This is a genomic window from Salinibacter pepae (assembly GCF_947077775.1).
In the GTDB taxonomy this organism is placed as follows: Bacteria; Bacteroidota; Rhodothermia; order Rhodothermales; family Salinibacteraceae; genus Salinibacter; species Salinibacter pepae.
On the sequence record NZ_CAMTTE010000001.1, the window covers coordinates 3,396,042 to 3,418,072 of the forward strand.

Consider the following 22,031-nt stretch of genomic DNA (forward strand, 5'->3'; position numbering starts at 1 on the left):
AACCCCGTGCATGAGTTCTATGCACAATGTTGTCCGTCGCTTCACCTCCACGTGTTCAGCCCCAGTCCCATGGAGCCCCTCAGCCTGAATCTATTTACCAGTGCCGTCGAGGACATTGAGCGCACCCAGTACGAGGTGCTTGCGGGCCTGGAAACGGCCCGCTCCGCGTTCGAGGAGCAGCGCGTCTACCCCCACCTCGGCCGGCTCGCGAAGCTCCACGGCGCGCTTTCCACCATCCTGGACCGGACGGAACATTTTCGCACCCCGGACACCGGCCGCCTCGCGGGCATCGATTGGGAGGACAAAACCCTCACCTACGAGTGGCCGGACCTCGACGGGGGCGAGATGGCCGAGGTGGAGGACCTGATCCGCTGGGCGCTGCCCCACATCCGAGAGGTCATTGACGAAGGGACGGCCGTCTACGAGGAGGTGGAAGACAACTTGGCGCTTGAGACGGTAGGCATCGTGCCGTCCTACGTGCAGGAGGGCTATCTCATGGTGCCCCACCGGGACGACGAGGAGCTCCACGTCCTCCGTTATACCCTGTCGCTCATTGAGGGGGACGGAGAGACCCACCGCGCCCTGAAAACGGTCCACTGCAAAACCGTCCCGGAAAAAGAGGTGGACGCGAACCCATCGACGATCAAGCTCCAGCTCATCGAAGAACGCCGCGACCTGCCCACCCCGGCCACGTACTTTTCAAAAACCGACCTTGACGTCCCGTACCAGGAAACGCTCCTGCCGGTCGTGAAGCGCCGGCTGATGCGGCAGCTGGCCGCCGAAACGGGGGCGGCCGATGCGCGGCGTCAGTGAGGCTGCGCGGCCCGCTCGTCCATCTCGAGCAGGCGGTCGGCTGCCTCCAGGCCGGACGTAAGCGCATCGCCCACCGACACGCCCGCCCGGTAGTTGCCGGCAAAGGCAAGCCGAGGGTGGGCCGCTTCCAGGGCGTCAAATGTGTCTTTGACCGTTCCATATCCGAGCTCGTATTGCGGAATGGCGTGGGGCCAGTGGACGAGGCGCCGAAAAACCGGCGACGCGTCCACCCCGAGGAGCGAATCCAGGTCGCGGGCCACGCGGGCTTGGAGGGCCGCCGCGTCGGACGTGGCGTGGTGGGGGGCGCGTGCGCCGCCGACGAAGGTGGTGAGAAGCACGTGCCCCTCCGGGGCGCGGCCGGGAAAGAGCGTGGAGGAAAAGATGGACCCGAGGATGTCCAAATCGTCCTCCACGGGGGGCACGAGCATCCCGAATCCGTCGAGGGCGTGGTCGATGGCGTCCCGCTCGTAGCCGAGGGCGAGCACGCTGAGCGGGGGATAGGTCACTTCCCCAAGGGGCGCAAGATCGACGGGGGTGTCGATCTCCATCCCGGCGAGCCGATGGAGCGGCACGGTGCAGACGAGGGCGTCGAAGGACCGAGTGCGGGCGCGGGCATCTGGGGGCGAGACCGTCACCTGCCACGCGGTGCCGTCGTGCGTGAGGGCCTGCACCGGGGCATTCAGGCGGATGCGGTCGCCGAGCGCGGCGGCCAGTGCGTTGGGGAGCGTCTGCAGGCCGTTGCGGAAGGAGAAGAGGCCCGACGGAGTGTCCGGGGCTTCATCGTCGTCGCTGGCGAAGGCCCGTCGGATCGCGCCGAGGAGAAGAGAGCCGGACTCTTCTTCGAACGCAGCGAGGCGACGGAAGGCGTGCTGGACCGACAGGTCATCGGGCCTCCCCGCGAACACGCCGCCTACGAAGGGGGCGACGGCATAGTTGAGCACCTCGGGGCCCAGGCGTCGCTTCGTGAACCGGGCCACGCTCTCCTCGTCCGCCGCGGCACGCCCGATGAAGGGCTCTGCCAGGAGGCGCAACTTCGCTCGGGTCGAGAACAAATCGGTCGTCAGGAACGAGCCGACGGAGCGGGGCAGGGGGGTGGGTTGGCCGTCGCGCACCACGTACCGGGTGTCGGCCACGTCGTTGGCCCAGACGCGCTCGTCGTGCAGGTCGAGGGCATCGATCACGGTTTCCAGGGGGGCGGCGCCGGCCCGGATCGAGTTGGGGCCGTGCTCCACCAGAAAGCCCTCCGACGATTCCGACCGGATGACGCCGCCGACCTGTCCGGAGGCTTCCAGGACGCGAACGGAGTGGCCCTGCTGGTCCAGTCGGTGCGCGGCCGCGAGGCCGCTGATGCCGGCTCCGATGATCCCGACGTTGGGCATGTGGGGGGTGCCGCTTTTCTACAATCAAATGCGTGCTTGGTACTCAATGGCAGGCCTGCCGTTCGGGGCGGCAGGGGGAAGCGATCAGTGATTGCGTTCAAATTCCCGAGGCTTGGCTGGGCGAGCCGTGAAGGAGCCCCCCTGTACGCCCCCTCGAAACTGAGGAAACCCCGGTGCTGGGAATGCGGTATTATTTGTCTTGCAGGCCGCAATTCTGTTCACGAACCTACAAAGTTGGTCATGGCGACGGAAAAAATGAATGAGGACTGGCGTCGGATTCGGGATCAGATTAAAGACATCTGGGACGAGGCCGACTTCGACAACAAACAAATGAAGCGGGCGCGGGGCGACTTCACGAAAATTGTGGGCCTGATCCACGACAAAACAGAGGAGCCCATCGAGGAGATTCGCCGCAAAATGAGCGCCATCCTGTAGCTTGTTTGGGGCTGAGGCCCAGCGACGCGCACGTCAATCGGGCGCCCTGGTCAACAGGTCCTCCAGGTCCCATCCACAAGGGCTCGTCCCCAAACCGGGGGCGGGCTTTTTGTATTTTTTGAGCGGGCGAGGGGGGCAATCGGCGGTGTTCTGCCAAATCCGCCTGAGCTCAGCCTCAGACCACACGGGCGCCTTCGCGTCCGTGTCTCGGCGTGCTCGGCGGACCCTCCGGGGTTGCTCCAGTGGGTCCGTTGGGGGAAGAGGCGACGCCTTGCCGCCCGGCGGCGGCGAAGATCTTTGGGGCTTGGCGGGCATGTCGGTCGTCCTCTCCTGCGTGAGGCAGGCGTTGAGGGGGGCGGTTTGGGGACCACGATAAAACCGCTCGCCGCGTGTGCGCGGTCGTGCGCGGGCGACGAAAACGTGGAGTCACTTCTTGGGGCGTCCGGCCCGCTGGAGGGCCTTTCGGATCTGCTTTGCCCGTCGCTTTTTCCGGGTCCGGAGTCCACCCAGCCGGGTCCGCCGGCGGGACCGATGCACGCGACGAAATGGGCTAGAAAAGAGCGTCTTCTGTTTGTTCATGCGTCTACGTCTCTTTGTCACCAATAAGTGTGGATCGAGGCCCCCCTTGGACGCTTTGCCCCCGATAGGTTCCCGGTCGGAGTCATTTTTTAGTCGCCCGGGGCCCCGCGTGACGCCGTGAGGCGGACAGCATCCCGGGCGCGGCGACGCGTTTTGGATTGGGGGCCGCGTCGGTTAGTTTAGGGGCAGCACCACACTCGTTTTGTCGTCCGCAACGTTTCTTGCTGCATGTCTAACTCCGGCACACTTGGCACCGAATCCCCCGTTGAAAGCGCTTCGTTTCAGGAGCAGGCGGCCCACTACCAGGCCCTCGTCGAAACGATGAAGGACCGCGCCGCGGAGGTGCGGATGGGGGGCGGGGCGGAAAAGCTTGAACGTGAGCACGAGCGGGGCAAGCTCACGGCCCGCGAGCGGATCGAGTACCTGGTCGACGACCCGGCGGCGTTCGGGGAGCTGGGGCTGTTTGCCGGGTACGAGATGTACGAGGACGAAGGGGGATGCCCGGCAGGGGGGACGGTCATGGGGCTGGGGCCCGTGAGCGGCCAGGAATGCATGATCGTGGCGAACGACGCTACCGTGAAGGCGGGCGCGTGGTTTCCGATTACGGCCAAGAAAAACCTCCGCGCGCAGACGATTGCGCTGGAGAACCACGTGCCCATCATCTACCTCGTCGACTCGGCGGGTGTGTACCTGCCGATGCAGGACGAAATTTTCCCGGACGAGGACGACTTCGGCCGCATCTTCCGCAACAACGCGAAGCTGTCGAGCAAGGGCATTCCGCAGATTGCGGCCATCATGGGGAGCTGCGTGGCCGGCGGGGCCTATCTGCCCATTATGAGCGACGAGGCCATCATCGTAGAGGACACCGGCTCCGTGTTTTTGGCGGGGCCGTACCTCGTGAAGGCGGCCATCGGGGAGGACGTGGAGAAGGAGGAGCTTGGGGGCGCCACCACCCACGCCGAGATCTCCGGCGTGGTCGACTACAAGGTGGAGGACGACGAGGCGGCGCTCGACAAGATCCGCTCGATCGTGGACCACTCCGGCCCGGGGAAGCGCTTCGGGTACGCCCGAAAGGAGCCGGCCGAGCCCGCCCACCCGGCGGACGAGCTATACGGTCTTTTCCCGGCGGAGGGGAACGGCCAGTACGACATGCGCGAGATCCTCGCCCGGATCGTCGACGCGGAGTCCTGGACCGAGTACAAGGAGGGCTACGGGCGCACCCTCCTCACCGGCTACGCCCGCATTGACGGATGGAACGTGGGCGTCGTGGCGAACCAGCGGGCCGTGGTGCGCAACCGGACGGACCTCGACTCGAAGGGGGAGATTCAGGTGGGGGGCGTCGTGTACGCCGACGCCGCGGACAAGGCGGCCCGCTTTATCATGAACTGCAACCAGAAGGAGATCCCGATCGTCTTTTTCCAGGACGTGACGGGCTTCATGGTGGGGAAGCGGGCCGAACAGGGGGGCATCATCAAGGACGGGGCGAAGATGGTCAACGCGGTGTCCAACTCGACCGTGCCCAAGCTCACGGTCGTGGTGGGCAATTCGTACGGCGCCGGCAACTACGCGATGTGCGGGCGGGCCTACGACCCGCGCCTCGTCCTGGCCTGGCCCACCGCCAAGATCGCGGTGATGGGCGGGCAGCAGGCCTCCAAGGTGCTCAAGCAGATTAAGGTGCGCCAGCTCGAGAAACAGGGGAAGGAATTGTCGGAGGAGGACGAGCAGGCGCTGCTGTCCAAAATCCAGGACCGCTACGAGGAGCAGACGACGCCGTACTACGCGGCGGCCCGTCTGTGGGTCGACGCCCTCATCGACCCGGTCGACACGCGCGAGTGGCTTGCCCGCGGCCTGGACATGGTGGACCACAACCCCACGCTGGAACGGTTCAATCCCGGCGTGATGCAGACGTAGGCCGAAGGGGATGAGGCGGCATCAATCACCGATCGGCAACTACTCGTCCTGCTCGTACCGCTCGCCGTTGACGGTGAAGGCGAACGTGATGGTGGCGGTCTGGTCGACCATGTTCGACACCGAGCAGTACTTGTCAAGGCTCAGGTTGATGGCCCGGCGCACCTTGTCCGGGGCGAGGTCGCCGTCGAGCCGGTAATGCAGGTGCAGGTCGGTGAAGACGCGGGGCGGGTTCTCGGCCCGCGTCCCGTCAATCTCGGCGTGGAAGTCGTCGACGGTCTGCTTCTGCTTCTCCAGGATCGTCAGGAGGTCGATGCTGCTGCAGCCGACGACACTCAGGGCGGCCATCTCCATTGGGCTCAGGCCCTCCTGGTCGCCCGTCGAGGCAATCGTCACGTCGTGGTCGCCGTTCGTGCCGCGAAACTGGACGGCATCGTTGATCTGCTCTATGCTCAGGTGCATGTGCGCGGAAAGGGGATGGTGAAAAGAGCTCGAGGCTCAGTATAAAAAACGGAGGGGAGAGAGTCAGTGGGCGTAAAATGCCGTTATTGCAAGCCAAATTTCAGCGTTGATTGGGCGGACGGTCGGGAGGCGGGGCGGGAGCATTCGTCCCCGCATCTCGTAGGGTTCTTCCCGTGTTTCGCACATCGCTCCGCCCGACATGGTCGACGGTCAGCCCACTCCTTCGCCTGCCCCGCAGGGCGATCCGCCGGAGGATTCCCCTCCCGCGTCCGTCCTTGCCCGACTCCGCGAGCGAATTCAGGGCGTCCGGGATACGCGCCTCGCCGACCGGCTGGCCCAAATCGATGCCGAGTTCGTCCGAAAGAATGCACGGCGAATTACCGAGGCGGACCTGGACACGGTGGTCGATCGCGCCGAAGCGATCGAGGCGCGTTTTCGGAACGACGGCGGAATCCGACGGCTGCTGGACGAGGGCCGGCTGCTTCTAAGTCTGGTTCGGGATGTCCGACGCGGGCGCTACCGGGCCCTCCCGGTGTGGACCCTCAGCGCCGCCGGGTTTGCGCTTCTCTACGTCCTCAACCCGTTCGATCTGGTGCCGGACGCCCTTCCCGTCGTGGGGCTTCTCGACGATGCCGCCGTCGTCTCGGCCTGCCTTTCCCTGGTGGAGCAAGATTTGCGGGACTACCAAGCATGGCGACGCGCCGGCCGAAACGAGGAAGATCCCACCGACCGGGACGCGTCCGGTCCGGACCCAAGTTCCTCGTAACAGTAGGCTCCATGACGCGTCGTATCATGCGCGTGAGATGCTTCCGTTTCCTTCTGACTGGCCGCCGGTAGGCGATGCCCGCCATGCTTCCCTGGAACTTTGAGGGCGAGGCCTCCGAGCCCGCACAGGACCCGACCATGGCGCCGCACAAGCGCCAGTCCTACGAAGAGGAACTGGCAAACGCCATCACGCACGGGGTCGGGCTCGTGCTAAGTCTGATTGGCTGGGTCGGGCTGCTCGTCCTGTCGGGGCTGGCGGGCGGCGGGTGGGACCTGGCCGCCTCGGCGGTGTTCGGGGGCACGCTGGTCTTCCTCTACGCCACCTCCACCCTCTACCACAGCGTCGGCACCGCCCGCCTGAAGCGGACGCTCCGCATCCTCGACCACGTCGCCATCTTTCTGCTCATCGCGGGCACCTACACGCCCTTTGCCGGGGTGCTCATGCGGGAGGGCTGGGGCTGGTCCGTGCTTGCGCTGGTGTGGGGGATTGCCCTCGCGGGACTCCTGTTCAAGCTATTCTCGACGCACCGCTTCCACCCGGCGGCCACGACGCTGTACCTGCTCATGGGCTGGCTGGGGGTGCTCTTCGCGGACCCGATGAGCGCCGCCCTGCCGCTGGGGGGACTGCTCCTCATCGTGGCCGGCGGGCTGGCCTACACGATCGGGGTGCTCTTCTACGGGTGGCACTCCCTGCGCTACAGCCATGCGATCTGGCACGTCTTCGTGCTGGTGGGGAGCGCGTGCCACTACGCCGCGGTCGTGCTGTACGTCCTGTAGCCCCACGTCTCGTGGCCCCGCGCTACCATGCGTACGTCCCGAGTTCCGCGCCGAGGTCCGTGTGGGGAAAGACCTGGCGGGCCTCACGCAGGGCAGTGCTCTTGTCGCCGGGGGGGAGGTGAACCAGGAGGAGCCGGTCCACCCCGGCCTCGGCGGCCACCTCCGCCGCGCCCGCCGCGGTCGAGTGCCCGTCCCCGACGCCGTTGGCCTCGTGCACCAGCACGTCGGCCCCCTGTGCCAGGTCCACGACGCTGGAGGTGGGGGCCGTGTCGCAGGAGTACGCCAGCACGCCGTTGCCGCCGGCGTGCTCGACCCGGAGCCCCACATTCGCCGTATCGCCGTGATCCACGGGCGCCGCGGTCACGGCCCACGGGGCCTGGGTCCAGACGGGGGCGCCGTGCTCGTGCGGCACCGTGCGCCAGTCGATGGGCGGGATGCCGTCCCAGCCCTCGTGCACCGGCGCAAACGCATCCCACAGGCGCTGGGCCTGGGCCCGGGCCGGCTCGATGCCGCAGACGGGGAGGGGGCGGTCGCGCCCGTCCAGCCAGATCTTCTCCATAAAGAGCGGAAAGCCGCTCGCGTGGTCCATGTGGGCGTGCGTCACGATGAGGCCATCGACCTCGTCAATGGACCGGCCACAGGCCTGCAGGCGCTGAAGCACGTCGCCGCCGCAGTCCACCACGAGCGTGTTTGCGGGGGCGGTGTCGTCCGACACCGCGAGCATGGTAGTGGTGCGGTGCGGGTCGCTGAGGGCGGCGCCGGTGCCAAGGAGGTGAAGGGCAGGCATGGCGGGCAGGGTTGAATGGCGAGTGTCGAGTGGCAACGTGCAGGGGCCGCACCCAGACCTGCTCGCCCTCCGCCCCTTCAATCCGCCGCGGCCCTACCGGGAGCGCTGGATGGCAAACTCCGTGAGTCCGGCCAGCGAGGCGCGGGCCTCGGACGGCGGAAGGGCGCTTAGCAACGAGCGGGCGTCCGCGGCCAGGGATTCCATTTTCCGGCGGGCGTGCTCGATCCCGCCGTACTCGTTTACGAAGTCCGCGATGGTGCGGAGGTCGTCGCGGTCCTTCTCGTCCTGGTCGACGATGGCGAGAATGCGCTTCGTCTCGCGTCGCCCCGCCTCGCGCAGGGCCACGATGAGGGGCAGCGTCATCTTCTTTTCCTGCAGGTCGATGCCGATCGGCTTCCCGGCGTCCTCGGCGCTGAAGTCAAAGAGGTCGTCCCGAATCTGGAAGGCCAGGCCCAGGGTTTCGCCAAACTCGTCCATGCGTTCGACGAGCGCCTCGTCGTCGGTGACGCTGACGGCGCCGCTCTTGGTGCAGGCGGAGATGAGAGAGGCGGTCTTGTCGGAGATGATGCGGAAGTACGTCTCCTCGTCGATGTCGAGCAGGCGGGACTTCTCGATCTGCAGCAGCTCGCCCTCGCTCATCCGGCGCACCGCGTCGGAGAGGGTGTGGAGCACCGAGTAGTCGTCGTGGTCGAGCGAGAGGAGAAGCCCGCGGCTCAGCAGGAAGTCGCCGAGCAGGACCGCGATCTTGTTTTTCCAGAGGGCGTTGATCGAAAAGACGCCCCGCCGCTCCTCCGCGTCGTCCACCACGTCGTCGTGCACGAGCGTCGCGGTGTGCAGGAGCTCGACGAGGGCGGCGGCCCGGTGGGTCTGGTCCGTCGCGCCCCCCCCGCACGCCTGGGCCGACAGGAGCACGAGGATCGGGCGGATGCGCTTCCCCTTCTGCCACAGGACGTACTGCGTGACCTTGTCCAGCAGCATGTGGTCCGAGCGCATCGCCTCCCGAAAGTACGAGCGGAAGGCGTTGAGGTCGTCCTCCACCGGCACGCGGATCTCGTCGAGCGTGGTGGGGAGGGGGCGGTCCAGGGGGAACGACTCTCCGTCGGCGCTGGAGGCATCGGCGGAGGCGCGGCCGTTCGTGGCGGCGGACGAGGCGTCGGGCATTTGGGGTTTCAGTTTGGATTGAAACGTCTATCTGCGATACGTCCGGGCCCGGGAAAAGGTTTGCTGAAAGGCTGCGGGGCCCGTGACGGGACGAGCGCGGCCCGGCCCACGCTGGGGCGGTCCGATTACCCGAAGTGGTAGGCGCGGCGGCGGAGCAGCACCAGGAAAAAGGGCACCCCACACAGGGCGGTGAGGATGCCCACGGGCAGCTCCTGGCCCGGCAGGACTGTGCGGGCGGCGAGGTCGGCCCAGCAGAGGAAGATGGCCCCGGCGACGAAGCTCAGGGGGACCAGGCGCCGATGCGGCACGCCCACGAGCAGGCGGACGGCGTGTGGCACGATGAGGCCGACGAATCCGATGGCCCCGGAGACGGCCACCAGCGTGCCCGTCACCAGCGTCGCCAGCAGAATGAGGCCCCGCTTGAGGTTCTCGACCGGCATCCCGAGGCTCCGTGCCGGCTCCTCGCCCACGAGCAGGGCGTCGAGCGGGCGGGCGAGAACCAGCAGGGCCCCAAGGCCGAGGGCCGTCGTGACGGCCGGGATGGGCAGCAGCCCCCACCGCGCCCCGCTCAGCGAGCCGAGCAGCCAGAAGAGCACCGCGCGCAGCTTGTCCGGCTCCGGCGACGAAAAGGTGACGAACGAGGTGAGGGAGGCCATGAGGGCGGACATCGCCACGCCGGCCAGCAGCAGCCGGGCCACCGACACGCGGACGCCGTCGCGGGCCACAAGGTACACGATCGTGATGGAGGCCAGTCCCCCCACGAAGGCGGCCAGGGGCATCGTCAGGGGCTTGCTGAGCAGGGGCGGCAGGAAGCCGAGGTAGAAGAACGACGCCCCGGCCGAGGCGCCGCTGGAGATGCCCAGGATGTAGGGCTCGGCGAGCGGGTTGCGCACGAGCGTCTGCATCGCCACCCCGATGATGGAGAGCCCGCCGCCCACCACACAGGCCAGAGCGGCCCGCGGGAGGCGCAGGCGCCACACGATGCGGTCGACCGTTGGGTCCGGGGCCGGGCCGAGGCCGAAGAGGCGGTGGGCGAGGACCCGGTACACGTCGCCCCAGGCCGTCGTCGTACTGCCCACGGCCACGGCCGCCCCGATCGTGCCGATGAGGACCGCCAACAGTCCCAGACCGACGAGCCAGGGGCGCTTCATGGGGCCGCGGGGGACGACATCGAAGAAGAGAGGGGGCTGGCGGAGTCCGGCCGGGCCGAAACCCGATTGGGGTGGAGGTGCCGGGCCAGTCGTCGGGCGCCCTGCAGGACGCGGGGGCCGGGGCGGGCGATGAGGGACGTGGGGACGCTCAGGACTCGATCGTTCTGAACGGCCGGCACCACGTCCCACGTTGGGTGCAGGTCGAGTAGACGATCCGGGTCGTAGTTGCGGCCCCACAGCCCAAGAATCACGTCCGGCTTTTCCTGGAGGACATACTCGTCGCTAAGGGTGGGGGCCTGGTTCTCGATGTCGGCCGTAATGCTCGTTCCGCCGGCCGCGCGGACGAGGGTGTGCACGTAGCTTCCGCGCCCAAAGCTGTAGAGCGTATCGTCTCCGACCAGCACCAGCACGCGGGGCCGCTCGGCGTCCGGGAGGGCGCCGGTCCGGGCGCGAAGGGCGTCGAGAGAGGATTGCAGGGCGGCGGCGCTGTCCGCGGCGGCGGCCCCGGTTCCCAACAGCTGGCCCATGGTCTCGATGCTGGTCAGAATGTCGTCGACCGACCCGAACGAGAAGAAGTAGATCGGCACGCCAAGGGCCTCGAAGGTGTCCGTGTCCCCGGGCGCGTTGATCTGGTCGGTGGCCAGCACGAGGTCTGGCTCCTGCGCCGCCACGGCCTCGAAGTCGACGGGCAGGGCGCTCACGTGGGGCAGGGTGTCGACCGACGGCGGGTGGTCGCCCGACGACGTGATCGCCACCAGGCGGTCCCCGGCGCCGGCGGCGTGGGCAATCTCGGTAAGGTTGGGGGCGAGGGACACCACGCGCTGGACGGTGGGATCGAGGGGGACCGTCCGATCGAGGGCGTCGGTGACGGTTCGACGCCCATCGTCCGGGGCAGGGTCCCCACACCCGCCCGTCAGCACGACGAGGAACAGCAGAAGGCCGAGAGAACGGGACGTCATGAAGATGGCAGGAAAGGGAGAAGCAACAACTGGCCCGCTTGTACTGCGGGGTGGGAAGGGTGTTGGCAGGGTGCGGGCCGCGGGGCACAATGTCTACATCTTTACGGGCCGGTCGACGCAAAATGGAAGAATCTTCTAGGGCGTTGGACAGGAAGGAGGACGCTCTTTACATTGGTTATCTCTTCTTCCGGGCACAGTCAGCCGCTGCGGGCGGAAACGGGCACGGCCGTCACGGTCCATCATCGGTGCAAAGACCCCAGGATTGTTATGAGCAAGCGGATCTTCGTTGTCGACGACGAGCCGAAAATTGGAAACTTGTTCAGCAATGTGCTGGAGCGGGACGGCTATGACGTTGACGCCTTCGTCAATCCGAACTCGCTGCTCGAGGCGCTCGACGAAGGCAGTGGAGAGCCCGACGTGGTCGTGACGGACATGATCATGCCGCAGATGGACGGGGTGGAGCTCATGGAGAACCTCAACGAGCGGGAGCTGGACGTGCCGATCATCATCATGACGGCCCACTCGTCGGTGCAGACGGCCGTGGAGGCCATGCGACAGGGGGCGTTTCACTACCTGGAAAAGCCCGTCAACCTGGAGGAGATGCGGGCCCTTTTGGAGAAGGCCATTGAGCTGTACGGGGCGCAGCAGGAGCTCAAGCAGATCAAGACCGAAAAGCAGAAGCAGTATCCCATCGAGGGCATCCTCGGCGAGAGCGATCCGGTCGTGGAGGTGCGGGAAACCCTCGAGACCCTCTGCAATGCGTCCAACACGACGGTGCTCTTTACCGGCGAGACGGGGACCGGAAAAAACCTGGCGGCCCAAACCCTCCACTACAACTCCCCACGGGCCGAGGAGGCGTTTACCGACATCGACTGCGCGTCCCTTCCCGACAACTTGCTGGAGGCCGAGCTGTTTGGCTACGAAGAGGGGGCCTTTACCGACGCCCGAGACTCGAAGGAGGGGCTAATCGAGGTGGCCGACGGGGGGACCCTCTTCCTTGACGAGATCGACTCGATGAGCCTCGCCCTGCAGGCGAAGCTGCTCTCCTTCCTGGAAAGCCGCGAGTTTCGGCGCCTCGGCGGGGTGGAGGACAAGAGTGCGGACGTGCGGATTCTGTGCGCCACCAATTCGGACCTCGAAAAGAGCGTGCAGGAGGATGAATTCCGCAAGGACCTGTTCTTCCGCATCAACGTCGTGAACGTCAAGATGCCACCGCTGCGGTCCATGGGCGACGACGTGCTGCTGATCGGGAGGCACATCGTCTCCGAGTTTAACCGGGAGTTCGGCAGCGACGTGAGCGGCTTCACGAACGCCGCCCGGGAAAAACTTCTGAACCACACCTGGCCCGGCAACGTCCGCGAACTGCGGAACGTGATCGAGCGGGCCATGATTTTCGTGGAGGGCGACCAGATTCAGGCCGAGGACCTGACGCTCGCCCCGCCCAGCCGGCTCGACGAGCGGGAGCAGCCGGTGGGCAACAACGGGTTTCAGTTCGCCCTGGGCCAGACGCTCAAGGACGTGGAGAAGGCCTACATTCGCCGCACGCTCGAGACGCGGGCGGACGACAGCTACGCCGACATTGCGGACGACCTCGGCATCTCCAAGAAGACGCTGTGGGACAAGCGCAAACGCTACGACCTCGACGAAGTGGTGGATCGGTAGCCCCGCTTCCCCCTGCGTCGGGATCGGTCTGTGATCCCACTCGTTTTGGGCAGTCCCTTGATGTCCGTTCCCCAGCACCACTTTGGCCCAACCCGGCCCGCTCCATGCCACAGTCCCCCCCCGCCGCGTACCGCCCTCCGCAGGTGCCCCCCGTCGACGAGGTGGCCGCCCGGGAGCGCGCCTCCCGCCTCGCCAGTCGCAGCATCAAAACAGAGGCGAAGGTGGAGGGCCTAAAGCGCCTCATCGCCATGCTCGACCTCACGACGCTAGAGGGGGCGGACACGCCGGGCAAGGTGAAATCCCTCTGTCAAAAGGCCCGCACGCCGGACCCCGGCAGCGACCAAGACCATCCGTCCGTCGGGGCCGTCTGCGTCTACCCCCCCATGGTGCCGGTGGCCCGCGAGCATGTGGGGGACACGGACATTCAGGTCGCGTCGGTGGCGAGCTACTTCCCGAGCGGGCAGGCGGCCCTTGAGGAGCGCGTGGCCGAGGTGGAGCGGGTGCGGGACGCCGGGGCCGACGAGATCGACGTCGTGATCAACCGCAACGCGTTCCTCGCCGGCGAGTACGAGCGGGTGCACCGTGAGGTCAGCGCGCTGGCCGACGCGTCCGGCGAGAAGCACCTGAAAGTGATCCTGGAGACGGGCGAGCTGAAAACCTACGACGCCGTCCGTCTGGCCAGCCGCATTGCGATGGACGCCGGGGCCGACTTCATCAAGACCTCCACCGGCAAGGTGACACCCGCGGCGACGATGCCGGTGACGCTCGTGATGCTGGAGGCGATCCGCGACTACTACCGGGAGACCGGCCGCCCGGTGGGAATGAAGCCGGCGGGGGGCATCCGCAAGGCGAAGCCGGCCCTCCGGTACCTCGTCATGGTCAAAGAGGTGCTCGGCGACGCGTGGCTCACGCCCGAGCGGTTCCGGATCGGGGCCTCGTCGCTCCTCAACGACCTGCTCCTGCAGCTGGAGAAGGAGCGGCACGGGCGTTACCACTCGAAGCGGTATTTGTCACTGGGTTGAGGGTTGTGCGTTCTGAGTTGAGCGTTGGCCGATATGCATCGTCTGACGCCTGAGAAGGTCTTCTCGTTGAATCTTCCAATCTGCTAATTTGCGTCATGGCTGAGTTAGAGGCGCCCCCCGACACGGCTCGCGAGTTGCTCTTCGGCGACGAATGGGAGTACGCCCCCGCCCCGCAGTCCGCCGACCACGTGCGCCTGGACGACCGCTACGGCGCGTTCGTCGACGGGGCGTTTCGGGAGACGGACGAGTACTTCCCCTCGATCAACCCGGCCACGGAGGAGCCGCTCGCGGAGGTCGGACTCGCCGACGAGGCCGTCGTCGACGAGGCCGTCGGGGCCGCCCGGACGGCGTACGAGTCGCACTGGCGCGACCTGCCCGGCAAAGAGCGGGCGAAATACATCTACCGGATCGGGCGGATGATCAAGGAAAAGTCCCGCGAGTTTGCGGTGCTGGAGTCGATGGACGGGGGCAAGCCGATCCGCGAGTCGCGCGACATGGACATCCCCCTGGTGGCGGCGCACTTCTTCCACTACGCCGGCTGGGCCGACAAGCTGGAGTACGCCCTGCCGGGCCCCGGCCGGCCCCGCTCGCTGGGCGTGTGCGGCCAGATCATCCCCTGGAACTTTCCGCTCCTGATGGCGGCGTGGAAGCTGGCCCCAGCCCTCGCCACGGGCAACACCGTCGTGCTAAAGCCCGCCGAGACGACGCCCCTCACGGCCCTTAAGCTCGCGGAGGTGATTCAGGAGGCCGGCCTCCCGCCCGGCGTCGTCAACATCGTGCAGGGGGCCGGCGAGGTCGGCTCCGCCCTCGTGGAGCACCCGGACGTCGACAAGATTGCGTTTACCGGCTCCACCGGGGTGGGCAAGCACATCCAGAAGCAGCTCGCCGGGACGAAGACGCGCCTCACGCTGGAGCTGGGGGGGAAGGGGGCGAACATCGTCTTCGAGGACGCGCCCATCGACCAGGCCGTGGAGGGCATCGTGGACGGCATCTACTTCAACCAGGGGCACGTCTGCTGTGCGGGGTCGCGGCTGCTGGTGCAGGAGAGCGTGGCGGGGGAGGTGACGCGGAAGCTGCGGGACCGCATCGCGACGCTCCGGGTGGGCGACCCGCTCGACAAGAACACCGACATCGGGGCGATCAACTCGAAGCCACAGCTGGAGAAAATCCGCCGCCTCGTGGATGTCGGCGAGCGGGAGGGCGCCGACAAGTTCCAGCCGGACTGCGACCTGCCGGACGACGGCTTCTGGTTCCCGCCCACGTTCTTCACCAACGTGACCCAGTCGCACCGCATTGCGCAGGAGGAGATTTTTGGCCCGGTCCTGTCGGTCAGCACGTTCCGCACCCCTGAGGAGGCGGTCGAGCGCGCCAACAACACCGAGTACGGCCTCGCCGCCGGCATCTGGAGCGACAAGGGCTCGAAGCTCTTCTCGATCTCGCAGGCGCTGAAAAGCGGCGTGGTCTGGGGCAACACCTACAACAAGTTCGATCCCGCCAGCCCCTTCGGCGGCTACAAAGAAAGCGGCTTCGGCCGTGAGGGGGGCATGCACGGTCTTCTTCCGTACCTCGAACGTCCATCGCAGTCATGGCAGCCACAGACGCCCACGAACGGCTCCCCGTCTACAAGACCCGCAAGCTCTACATCGGCGGGGGCTTCCCCCGAACCGAAAGCGGACGATACATAACCGCCACCGACCATCAAGACGAATTCGTGGCCAACATCTGTCGCGCGTCGCGCAAGGACTTTCGAGAGGCCGTGGTCGCGGCCCGCGAGGCCCAGGACGGGTGGAGCGGCCGGAGCGCCTTCAACCGCGGCCAGATCCTGTACCGGATGGGCGAGATGCTGGAGTCCCGCCGGCAGGCGTTCGTCGACACCCTCGTCGACACCGCCGGCTACGCCCCCGACGCGGCCGGGGCGGAAGTGGACGCGGCGATTGACCGGCTGGTTTACTATGGGGGCTGGACCGACAAATTCGCGCAGGCGTTCGGGAGCATCAATCCCGTGGCGAGCTCGCACTTCGACTTCTCCGTCCCCGAGCCGTCGGGCGTCGTCGCCGCCTTCTGTCCGGAGGCCGCGCCGCTCCTGGGGCTCGTCTCCTGCATGGCTCCGATCATCGTGCCCGGCAACACGGTCATCCTGGTGGTGGAGAACGACGCCCCGACGCTGGCCCTCGACCTGGCGGAGGTGCTCGACACGAGTGACCTGCCGGGCGGGGTCGTCAACATTCTCACGGGCCACCGGGAGGAGCTCCGGGGACACGTGGGCGGGCACCGCGACGTAGATGCCATTCTGAGTGTTGGCGCGTCGACCGAGGAGCGCACCATCCTGGAGCGAGAAGGGGCCGAGAGCGTCACGCGGATGGAGTTTCGCCCGGACCGGTCGCCGGCCGAGTGGCGGGCCGATGAGAGCCAGTCGCCCTACTGGATCACGCCGTTTGTCGAGTTTAAGACCACCTGGCACCCGGTTGGGCGTTGAGGGGGGTGTTGAGTGTTGGGCGTTGAGGGGTGGGCGTTGAGGGGTGGGGGATAGGGGTTTTGTGTTGGGGGTTTTATGTTGAGGGCTGAGCTCGTGGGCCGTTTCCTTTCATTTGGTTTTAAGGCCAAGCATTCTGTTGTGTATGCATCGTCGCTCGCCATTCGCCATTCTCGCGCTAGCCGTCGTCCTGGGCGCCTGTACTGGGGCGTCACAGACCTCCGGGCAGGGAGGTCCCGCTGAGCCGGAGCCCGCAGAGGCGGCCCCGTCGGTGGCCGAGTACGAAACGTTCGACCCGTCGACGTACGACGCCCGCCCGCCGGAGCGCACCGTAGAGGTGACCCACCAGGTGCCCGATCGGCTACTGCAGGGGCGGGCGGACGAGGGCGTGCAGCAAACCGTTGAGGGCTTTCGGGTGCAGGTGTTCTCGGCGCGGGACAAGCAGGCGGCGCAGGACTTTCAGGTGCAGGTCCGGCAGTGGTGGGAGGAGAACAAAGCGGAGGCCCCGACTGCGGTCCTGGGGAATGAGCCGCCCATTGTCGTGCAGTACTCGCAGCCTTACTACCGGGTGCGGATGGGGGCCTTTGCCGAGCGCGACGCGGCCGAAGAAGCCCTTGCGTTCGTCCGGAGTGCGTACCCGAACGCCTTCATTTCTCGGGGGACGGTGACGGTGACGAGGTAGGAGAGCGGCGGGCGCATCACGTTGCGGCGGAATCGAGCGACTGGGCCGTGGTCGCGAGCCGGTCCACCAGATCGGCGGCGTACGTCTCGTGCTCCGGCTTCATGAGGACGCTGCGCAGGACGGCGGCCTCGTCCCGATCGGCGTTGAGCGACGGCCGCAAGGTCGTCAGTGCGTCCGCGGAGAGCCGATACACGCTGGTGAAGATGGGGGCGTCCGGGTCGTTCATGGCCGTGTCGAAGAGGGCCTGGCTGGCCTCGTGGACGGCGGAGAGGGACGATTCCGATGTTGCCGGCACGTACGAGACGATGTCGGTCTCCGGGGGCGCCACGACCCGGAGGGCATCGGTGTCCGCCACCGCGTCGGTCCAGGTGCGGGCCGCCCGCACGCAGGCGGCCAGGATGGGCCCGAGCCCGTCGTCTGGCGCTAGGGGCAGGGCCTTGAGCGTGCACCAGAGCGCCCCGGCCGCCGCCCCGGCGCGCGAGCACTCCAGGCTGATCTCGCCGAGGTGCAGGTCGTCGGACGTGAAGTAGGTGTAGGGCGAGTCGTGCTGATAGAAGCGCCCGACCGCCGGATCGCGAAAGAGAATGCACCCGCAGCCGTAGGGCTGGAGGCCGTGTTTGTGCGGGTCAATGGCGACGGAGTCGGCGTCTTCGATGGCGCGAAACCGCTCCGCGGGAAAGCCTTCAATCTTGGGCGCGGCGTCTTCTGTGAGGAGCCGAAAGAAGCCCCCGTACGCGGCGTCGACGTGAACGCGGGCGTCGTGTGCCCTGCACAGCGGGAGTGCGTCGTGGATTGGGTCGACGGCCCCGAGGCCCGTGGTTCCGGCGGTGAGCACGACCGTCCCGATGCCGCCCTGCTCCAGGGTCTGTTCGAGACTGTGCAGGTCCATCCGCCCCCGCGCATCGGCCGACACCGGGACCACCTCTACGTCGAGTACGTCGCTCATGCGGCCGTGGGTGTAGTGGGCGTTTTCCGCCACCGCGAGCGCCTGATCCGGGTGGAGCTCGCGCGCCACCCAGAGCGCCTCCAGGTTCGCCACGGTGCCGCCGCCGGTGAGGTGGCCAAGGCTGGCCTCAGGCAGCCCGAGCATGCCGGCCAGATCGGCCACGACCTCCGTTTCCATGTGGCTGGTGGGCGGGCCGCCGTCGAGCGCGTGGTTGTTGGGGTTGATGCGCTGGGCCGCCGCGTACGCTGCACAGGCGACCGGGTGGGGCGGCTTCAGCATCTGCCCCGCGTAGCGCGGGTGATGGAACGGGTAGTTGCCCTCCAGCCGCTCCAGGTACTCGTCGAAGACGCTGTCGAGGCGGTCCGGATCGACGCCGAGGGCGTCGTGGCGGTCGAACGCGCCCCAGGACTGTTCCCAGTCCTCGATGTGCTGGAGGGCGCGGCGGAAGAGGGCGTCAGTGGTGGGAGAGGGCCGGGTAGACACGTTGAGCAGCTGGCGGTTGGAAGCGAGGAGGGGTGGACTTTGGCGGCTACTTTTTCTGCGTGGAAACAGAATCGGGAACCTTGCCGGGAGCGCCGAGGCAGGTGGGAAGATCGAGGGCGAGGAGGGGAGCGGTGAGCAGGCCTTTCGAGCCGAGGGCGGTGAACGCCCAGAGCCGCTCGCGGCGGGGAAGGGGGCCGAGAAGTGGGAGGTTCGTCGCCGAGTGCTTCACCCGCACGCCTGCCACCTCGCCCCGCACCTCGGCGTGCTGTACCCCCGGGATCAGGTCACTGGTTTTCTCCTGGATGTAGGCCGTGGCGTCGGGGGTGGGCGAGAGGTCGTCGAAGTTGTTTTCGTAGTTGCTCCCAAGGACGAACGTGTCGCCCTCGGGCACGATGTAGCCCCGTCCCGACATCGGCGGGAGGGAGCCCGAGAGGGAGTCGGGGCGGCGGACGCGGACGGTCTGGCCCTTCACGCCGTCCAGTCCCAGTCGCCGCAGTTCCGGAAACGGGGGGTAGCCCTGCCCGAGCGCGAGGAGCACGCGGTCGGCCCGCAGCTCTTCGGTGTCGTCGCCGCGGTCGACCTCCACCACCGCGGCGCCGGGCGTCTCGCGCCAGTAGAGCACCGGCGCCTGCGTCTCGACCGTCGCCCCGCGGGCCTGTGCCGCGTCCAGCAGCGCGTCGACCATCGCCCCGACGTTCACGGCGCCGCCCTGCGGCACGAAGAGGGCGCCGCGGTCGGGCTGCACGGCGGGGTACCGATCCCGAACCGTGGCCGGGGAGAGCCAGGTGGCGAGGTCCGGATGCGTCTCGGCGGCGTCCTGGAAGGGGGCGACCTGATCGGGCTCCACGGCGGGCCGGAGCACGCCGGTGTCGGGAAAAAGCGCCGGGGCACCGGCCTCGTCCAGGAGCGTCGGCACGGCATTTAGGGCCTCGCGCAGGCGCCAGACGGGGCGGGCGCGGCGCCCCATGAACGGGTTGACGAGGCCCGCAGCGGCCCCGGAGGCCCCGGACGCGGGCTCGTCCGACTCCAGCACGCGGACCTTGTGATCGCGGCTCAGGGTGAAGGCCGCGCAGGCCCCGGCCAGGCCCGCGCCCACGACGATTACGTCGGCGTCGTAACGCATACGAAAACAACAATCATTCGTGCAACGGTCGTTCCCCACACGCGTCCCGTGCCGCAGCGTTCGGGACACTTCTGGAAAATGACGCGTTCGACACTGCGTTGCAAACAAAGCGGGTGTTCTTCTGCACAGAAGGGCGCCGGATACTCCACTGGATGCGTTGCACGAATTGTTCGTTTTGCGATGACCCGAGACGTGCTGATCGTCGGGGGCGGCACCGTCGGACTGAGCATCGGCTTTGAGCTCGTCCGCCGCGGCACGCCCGTGACCCTCTTCGAAAAAGAGACGGCGGGGCGCGCCACCTCGTACCAGGCCGCAGGCATGCTGGCCCCCGACGCCGAGATCGAATTCGAGGAGCGGGAGCTCTACGACTTCAACCGGGAAAGCCTGCGGCGCTGGCCCGACTTTGCCGACCGGGTGGAGGCCGCGTCCGGCCAGTCGGTCGACTACCGCGACGAGGGGACGCTCATCGTGGCCGATGACCGCGACGCCGCCGAGGCGCTGGAGCGGCTTTACGAGTTCCAGCGGGACCAGGGCCTGGACGTGGAGTGGCTCACCGGGGCGGAAGCGCGCGACGTGGAGCCGTTCGTGGCCCCGAGCCTCGCCGCCGCCGTGTACGCCCCGTCGGACCATCAGGTCGACAACCGCCGCCTCGTGGGGGCCCTGCGAACGGCGTTCGAGGCGGAGGGGGGCACGCTGCACGAGGAAACCCCCGTCGAGGCCGTCGTGCCGGACGAGGACGTGCCGGCGGTCCGGACGGCCGGCGGGGACCGCGTCGGGGGCACCCGTGTCGTGGTGGCGGCGGGCGTCTGGTCCCGCGAGCTCGACGGGCTGACCCCCGACGCGACGCCCCCGGTGCGCCCGGTAAAGGGGCAATCGCTGCAACTGCGAAGCAAGCGCCCCTTCGACCTGCAGCACGTAATCCGGGGGCCCGAGGCCTACCTCGCCCCCAAAAGCGACGGGCGGATCGTCATGGGGGCCACGAGCGAGGAAATGGGCTTCGACACGACGGTGACGGCGGGGGGGCTCTACGACCTCCTGGAAGGGGGATGGGAGGTGGTGCCGGGCATCCGCGACCTGCCGGTCGACGAGACGTGGGCCGGACTGCGGCCCGCGAGCCGCGACCACGCGCCCCTCCTGGGCCGGTCGGCCGCGCCCGGGGTGCTCATGGCGACCGGGCACTACCGGCACGGGATTCTGCTGACGCCCATCACGGCCGAGGAGATGGCGCGACTGATTCGCACCGGAGAAACCTCGGACTGGCTCCGGCCGTTTTCTCCCTGTCGTTTCTCTGATGCCAAGTCCCCGACGAGGTCCGCATGAGCACCCCGACCGACCCCTCCATTCCCGTGACGGTCAACGGGGACGGGCGCACTGTGCCCGAGGACTATCCGTTGACCGATCTGCTTCGGGACCTGGAGATCGACCCGGACAACGAGGACGAGGCCGCCGGGGTCGCCGTGGCGCTTAACGAGAGCGTGGTCCGCCGCCAGGACTGGGAGGACGTGCGGCTGGCCGAGGAGGACTCGATTGAGATCATCCAGGCGCAGCCGGGCGGGTGAGGGCGGGAATCGGGTGCCTCGAGGTCTTTTGTGTTGAACAGTCTGATTATGAGTGACGTCACGCACGCCAACGGAGCGGTCGCGAACGAGGCGGACGACGCCCTCGTGATTGGCGACCATTCCTTCTCGTCCCGCATTCTCGTCGGAACGAGCCGCTACCCGAACCCGCAGGTCATGCTCGATGCCCTGGAGGCGACGGGCACCGAGCTGGTCACGGTTGCCATCCGGCGGGTCAACATCGAGAACCCGGCCCCCGAGAGCCACCTCGATCTTCTCCGTAGGGGGGGATACGAGGTGCTGCCGAACACGGCGGGCTGCTACACGGCCCGCGAGGCGGTCCTGACGGCCCGGCTCGCGCGGGAGGCCCTGGGCACGGACCTGCTCAAACTGGAGGTGATCGGGGACGACGAGACGCTCATGCCGGATGTGGAGCAGCTGCTCGATGCCGCCAAGACGCTCGTTGACGACGGCTTCACGGTCCTCGCCTACGCCAACGACGACCCCATCACGTGCCGCAAGCTGGCGGACCTCGGGTGCGCGGCCGTCATGCCCCTCGGATCGCCCATCGGAAGCGGCATGGGCATCGTCAACCCGTACAACCTGCGCATCATCCGTGAGATGATCGAGGACACGCCCCTGATCGTCGACGCCGGGATTGGCACGGCCAGCGACGCCGTGACGGCGATGGAGCTGGGCTACGACGGCATCCTGGTCAACACGGCGATTGCGCAGGCGCAGCACCCGCTCGACATGGGCCACGCGATGCGCAAGGCGGTCGAGGCGGGACGGAGTGCCCATCGCGCCGGACGCATCCCACGGCGTCTGTACGCGGAGGCGTCGTCGTCCATGGAGGGGCGCATTGGAACGTGACGAGAAGAAGACGAGAAGAAAAGGGGGCGCCCCGG

General features: G+C 67.6%; 21 protein-coding genes. 13 read left to right on the forward strand and 8 right to left on the reverse strand.

Features of this window, described 5'->3' with window-relative positions:
• Window positions 1–69: 69 nt before the first annotated feature.
• On the forward strand, window positions 70–813 hold the full coding sequence (locus tag OJA40_RS14310; RefSeq protein WP_263809091.1) for a hypothetical protein: 744 nt from the start codon (window positions 70–72) through the stop codon (window positions 811–813).
• Here OJA40_RS14310 and hemG read toward each other — a convergent pair.
• The gene (gene hemG, locus OJA40_RS14315; RefSeq protein ID WP_208426335.1) at window positions 807–2,192 is read right to left on the reverse strand and encodes a protoporphyrinogen oxidase; all 1,386 of its coding nucleotides are present in this window, start codon (window positions 2,190–2,192) and stop codon (window positions 807–809) included. The two genes, OJA40_RS14310 and hemG, sit on opposite strands and share 7 nt — an antisense overlap.
• A 240-nt stretch (window positions 2,193–2,432) precedes the next feature.
• On the opposite strand from hemG, the gene OJA40_RS14320 reads away from it, so the two are divergent.
• A complete protein-coding gene (locus OJA40_RS14320; protein ID WP_208426336.1) occupies window positions 2,433–2,627 on the forward strand; it encodes a general stress protein CsbD in 195 nt (64 codons plus the stop codon).
• Between the two features lie 807 nt (window positions 2,628–3,434).
• Entirely contained in the window at window positions 3,435–5,117 is a 1,683-nt protein-coding gene (locus OJA40_RS14325) for an acyl-CoA carboxylase subunit beta (RefSeq protein ID WP_208426337.1), read from the forward strand.
• A 39-nt stretch (window positions 5,118–5,156) separates the two neighbouring features.
• Here the strand turns inward: OJA40_RS14325 and OJA40_RS14330 are convergent, their stop codons facing one another.
• A complete protein-coding gene (locus OJA40_RS14330; RefSeq protein WP_208426338.1) occupies window positions 5,157–5,576 on the reverse strand; it encodes an OsmC family protein in 420 nt (139 codons plus the stop codon).
• Between the two features lie 199 nt (window positions 5,577–5,775).
• Here OJA40_RS14330 and OJA40_RS14335 point away from each other — a divergent pair, with 199 nt between their 5' ends.
• Complete coding sequence (locus tag OJA40_RS14335) at window positions 5,776–6,342, forward strand: YkvA family protein (protein WP_263809088.1); 567 nt, start codon at window positions 5,776–5,778, stop codon at window positions 6,340–6,342.
• A gap of 74 nt (window positions 6,343–6,416) precedes the next feature.
• Complete coding sequence (trhA, locus tag OJA40_RS14340; RefSeq protein ID WP_013061754.1) at window positions 6,417–7,118, forward strand: PAQR family membrane homeostasis protein TrhA; 702 nt, start codon at window positions 6,417–6,419, stop codon at window positions 7,116–7,118.
• A 22-nt stretch (window positions 7,119–7,140) separates the two neighbouring features.
• Here trhA and OJA40_RS14345 read toward each other — a convergent pair whose 3' ends face one another.
• The 4 genes from OJA40_RS14345 to OJA40_RS14360 form a co-directional block, all read right to left on the reverse strand.
• Entirely contained in the window at window positions 7,141–7,905 is a 765-nt protein-coding gene (locus tag OJA40_RS14345) for an MBL fold metallo-hydrolase (protein ID WP_263810940.1), read from the reverse strand.
• Between the two features lie 93 nt (window positions 7,906–7,998).
• On the reverse strand, window positions 7,999–9,066 hold the full coding sequence (locus OJA40_RS14350; RefSeq protein ID WP_208426340.1) for a polyprenyl synthetase family protein: 1,068 nt from the start codon (window positions 9,064–9,066) through the stop codon (window positions 7,999–8,001).
• Between the two features lie 125 nt (window positions 9,067–9,191).
• Window positions 9,192–10,217 (reverse strand): FecCD family ABC transporter permease, encoded by a 1,026-nt coding sequence (locus OJA40_RS14355; RefSeq protein ID WP_263809086.1) that lies wholly within the window; start codon window positions 10,215–10,217, stop codon window positions 9,192–9,194.
• Window positions 10,214–11,176 (reverse strand): ABC transporter substrate-binding protein, encoded by a 963-nt coding sequence (locus tag OJA40_RS14360; RefSeq protein ID WP_263809085.1) that lies wholly within the window; start codon window positions 11,174–11,176, stop codon window positions 10,214–10,216. The genes OJA40_RS14355 and OJA40_RS14360 overlap by 4 nt, the downstream gene beginning before the upstream one ends.
• A gap of 267 nt (window positions 11,177–11,443) precedes the next feature.
• On the opposite strand from OJA40_RS14360, the gene OJA40_RS14365 reads away from it, so the two are divergent.
• The 5 genes from OJA40_RS14365 to OJA40_RS14385 all read left to right on the forward strand — a co-directional run bounded on the left by OJA40_RS14365 (window position 11,444) and on the right by OJA40_RS14385 (window position 17,015).
• Complete coding sequence (locus tag OJA40_RS14365) at window positions 11,444–12,838, forward strand: sigma-54-dependent transcriptional regulator (protein ID WP_263791794.1); 1,395 nt, start codon at window positions 11,444–11,446, stop codon at window positions 12,836–12,838.
• A 104-nt stretch (window positions 12,839–12,942) separates the two neighbouring features.
• Complete coding sequence (deoC, locus tag OJA40_RS14370) at window positions 12,943–13,860, forward strand: deoxyribose-phosphate aldolase (RefSeq protein ID WP_263791796.1); 918 nt, start codon at window positions 12,943–12,945, stop codon at window positions 13,858–13,860.
• A 95-nt stretch (window positions 13,861–13,955) separates the two neighbouring features.
• Window positions 13,956–15,545 carry an aldehyde dehydrogenase family protein gene (locus OJA40_RS14375; RefSeq protein ID WP_208427664.1) on the forward strand — a complete coding sequence of 530 codons (1,590 nt, stop codon included), beginning with the start codon at window positions 13,956–13,958 and terminating at the stop codon, window positions 15,543–15,545.
• Window positions 15,446–16,336: an aldehyde dehydrogenase family protein gene (locus tag OJA40_RS14380; protein ID WP_208427663.1), complete on the forward strand. Its 891-nt coding sequence runs from the start codon at window positions 15,446–15,448 to the stop codon at window positions 16,334–16,336. The genes OJA40_RS14375 and OJA40_RS14380 overlap by 100 nt, the downstream gene beginning before the upstream one ends.
• A gap of 142 nt (window positions 16,337–16,478) precedes the next feature.
• Window positions 16,479–17,015: an SPOR domain-containing protein gene (locus tag OJA40_RS14385; protein WP_208427528.1), complete on the forward strand. Its 537-nt coding sequence runs from the start codon at window positions 16,479–16,481 to the stop codon at window positions 17,013–17,015.
• 16 nt (window positions 17,016–17,031) lie between these two features.
• On the opposite strand, the gene OJA40_RS14390 is transcribed toward OJA40_RS14385, so the two are convergent.
• A complete protein-coding gene (locus tag OJA40_RS14390) occupies window positions 17,032–18,444 on the reverse strand; it encodes a pyridoxal phosphate-dependent decarboxylase family protein (protein ID WP_208427527.1) in 1,413 nt (470 codons plus the stop codon).
• A 46-nt stretch (window positions 18,445–18,490) separates the two neighbouring features.
• Window positions 18,491–19,567, reverse strand: coding sequence for an NAD(P)/FAD-dependent oxidoreductase (locus OJA40_RS14395; RefSeq protein WP_263810941.1), 1,077 nt, complete (start codon window positions 19,565–19,567; stop codon window positions 18,491–18,493).
• A gap of 180 nt (window positions 19,568–19,747) precedes the next feature.
• Between OJA40_RS14395 and thiO the strand changes: the two genes are divergently transcribed.
• Genes thiO through thiG form a run of 3 tightly spaced genes read left to right on the forward strand, consistent with a single transcriptional unit; the run spans window position 19,748 to window position 21,996 of the window.
• Window positions 19,748–20,887: a glycine oxidase ThiO gene (gene thiO, locus OJA40_RS14400; RefSeq protein WP_263810942.1), complete on the forward strand. Its 1,140-nt coding sequence runs from the start codon at window positions 19,748–19,750 to the stop codon at window positions 20,885–20,887.
• On the forward strand, window positions 20,884–21,126 hold the full coding sequence (gene thiS / locus OJA40_RS14405) for a sulfur carrier protein ThiS (RefSeq protein WP_208427525.1): 243 nt from the start codon (window positions 20,884–20,886) through the stop codon (window positions 21,124–21,126). Before thiO ends, thiS begins: the two co-directional genes overlap by 4 nt.
• 48 nt (window positions 21,127–21,174) lie before the next feature.
• A complete protein-coding gene (thiG, locus tag OJA40_RS14410) occupies window positions 21,175–21,996 on the forward strand; it encodes a thiazole synthase (protein WP_208427524.1) in 822 nt (273 codons plus the stop codon).
• Window positions 21,997–22,031 lie beyond the last annotated feature (35 nt).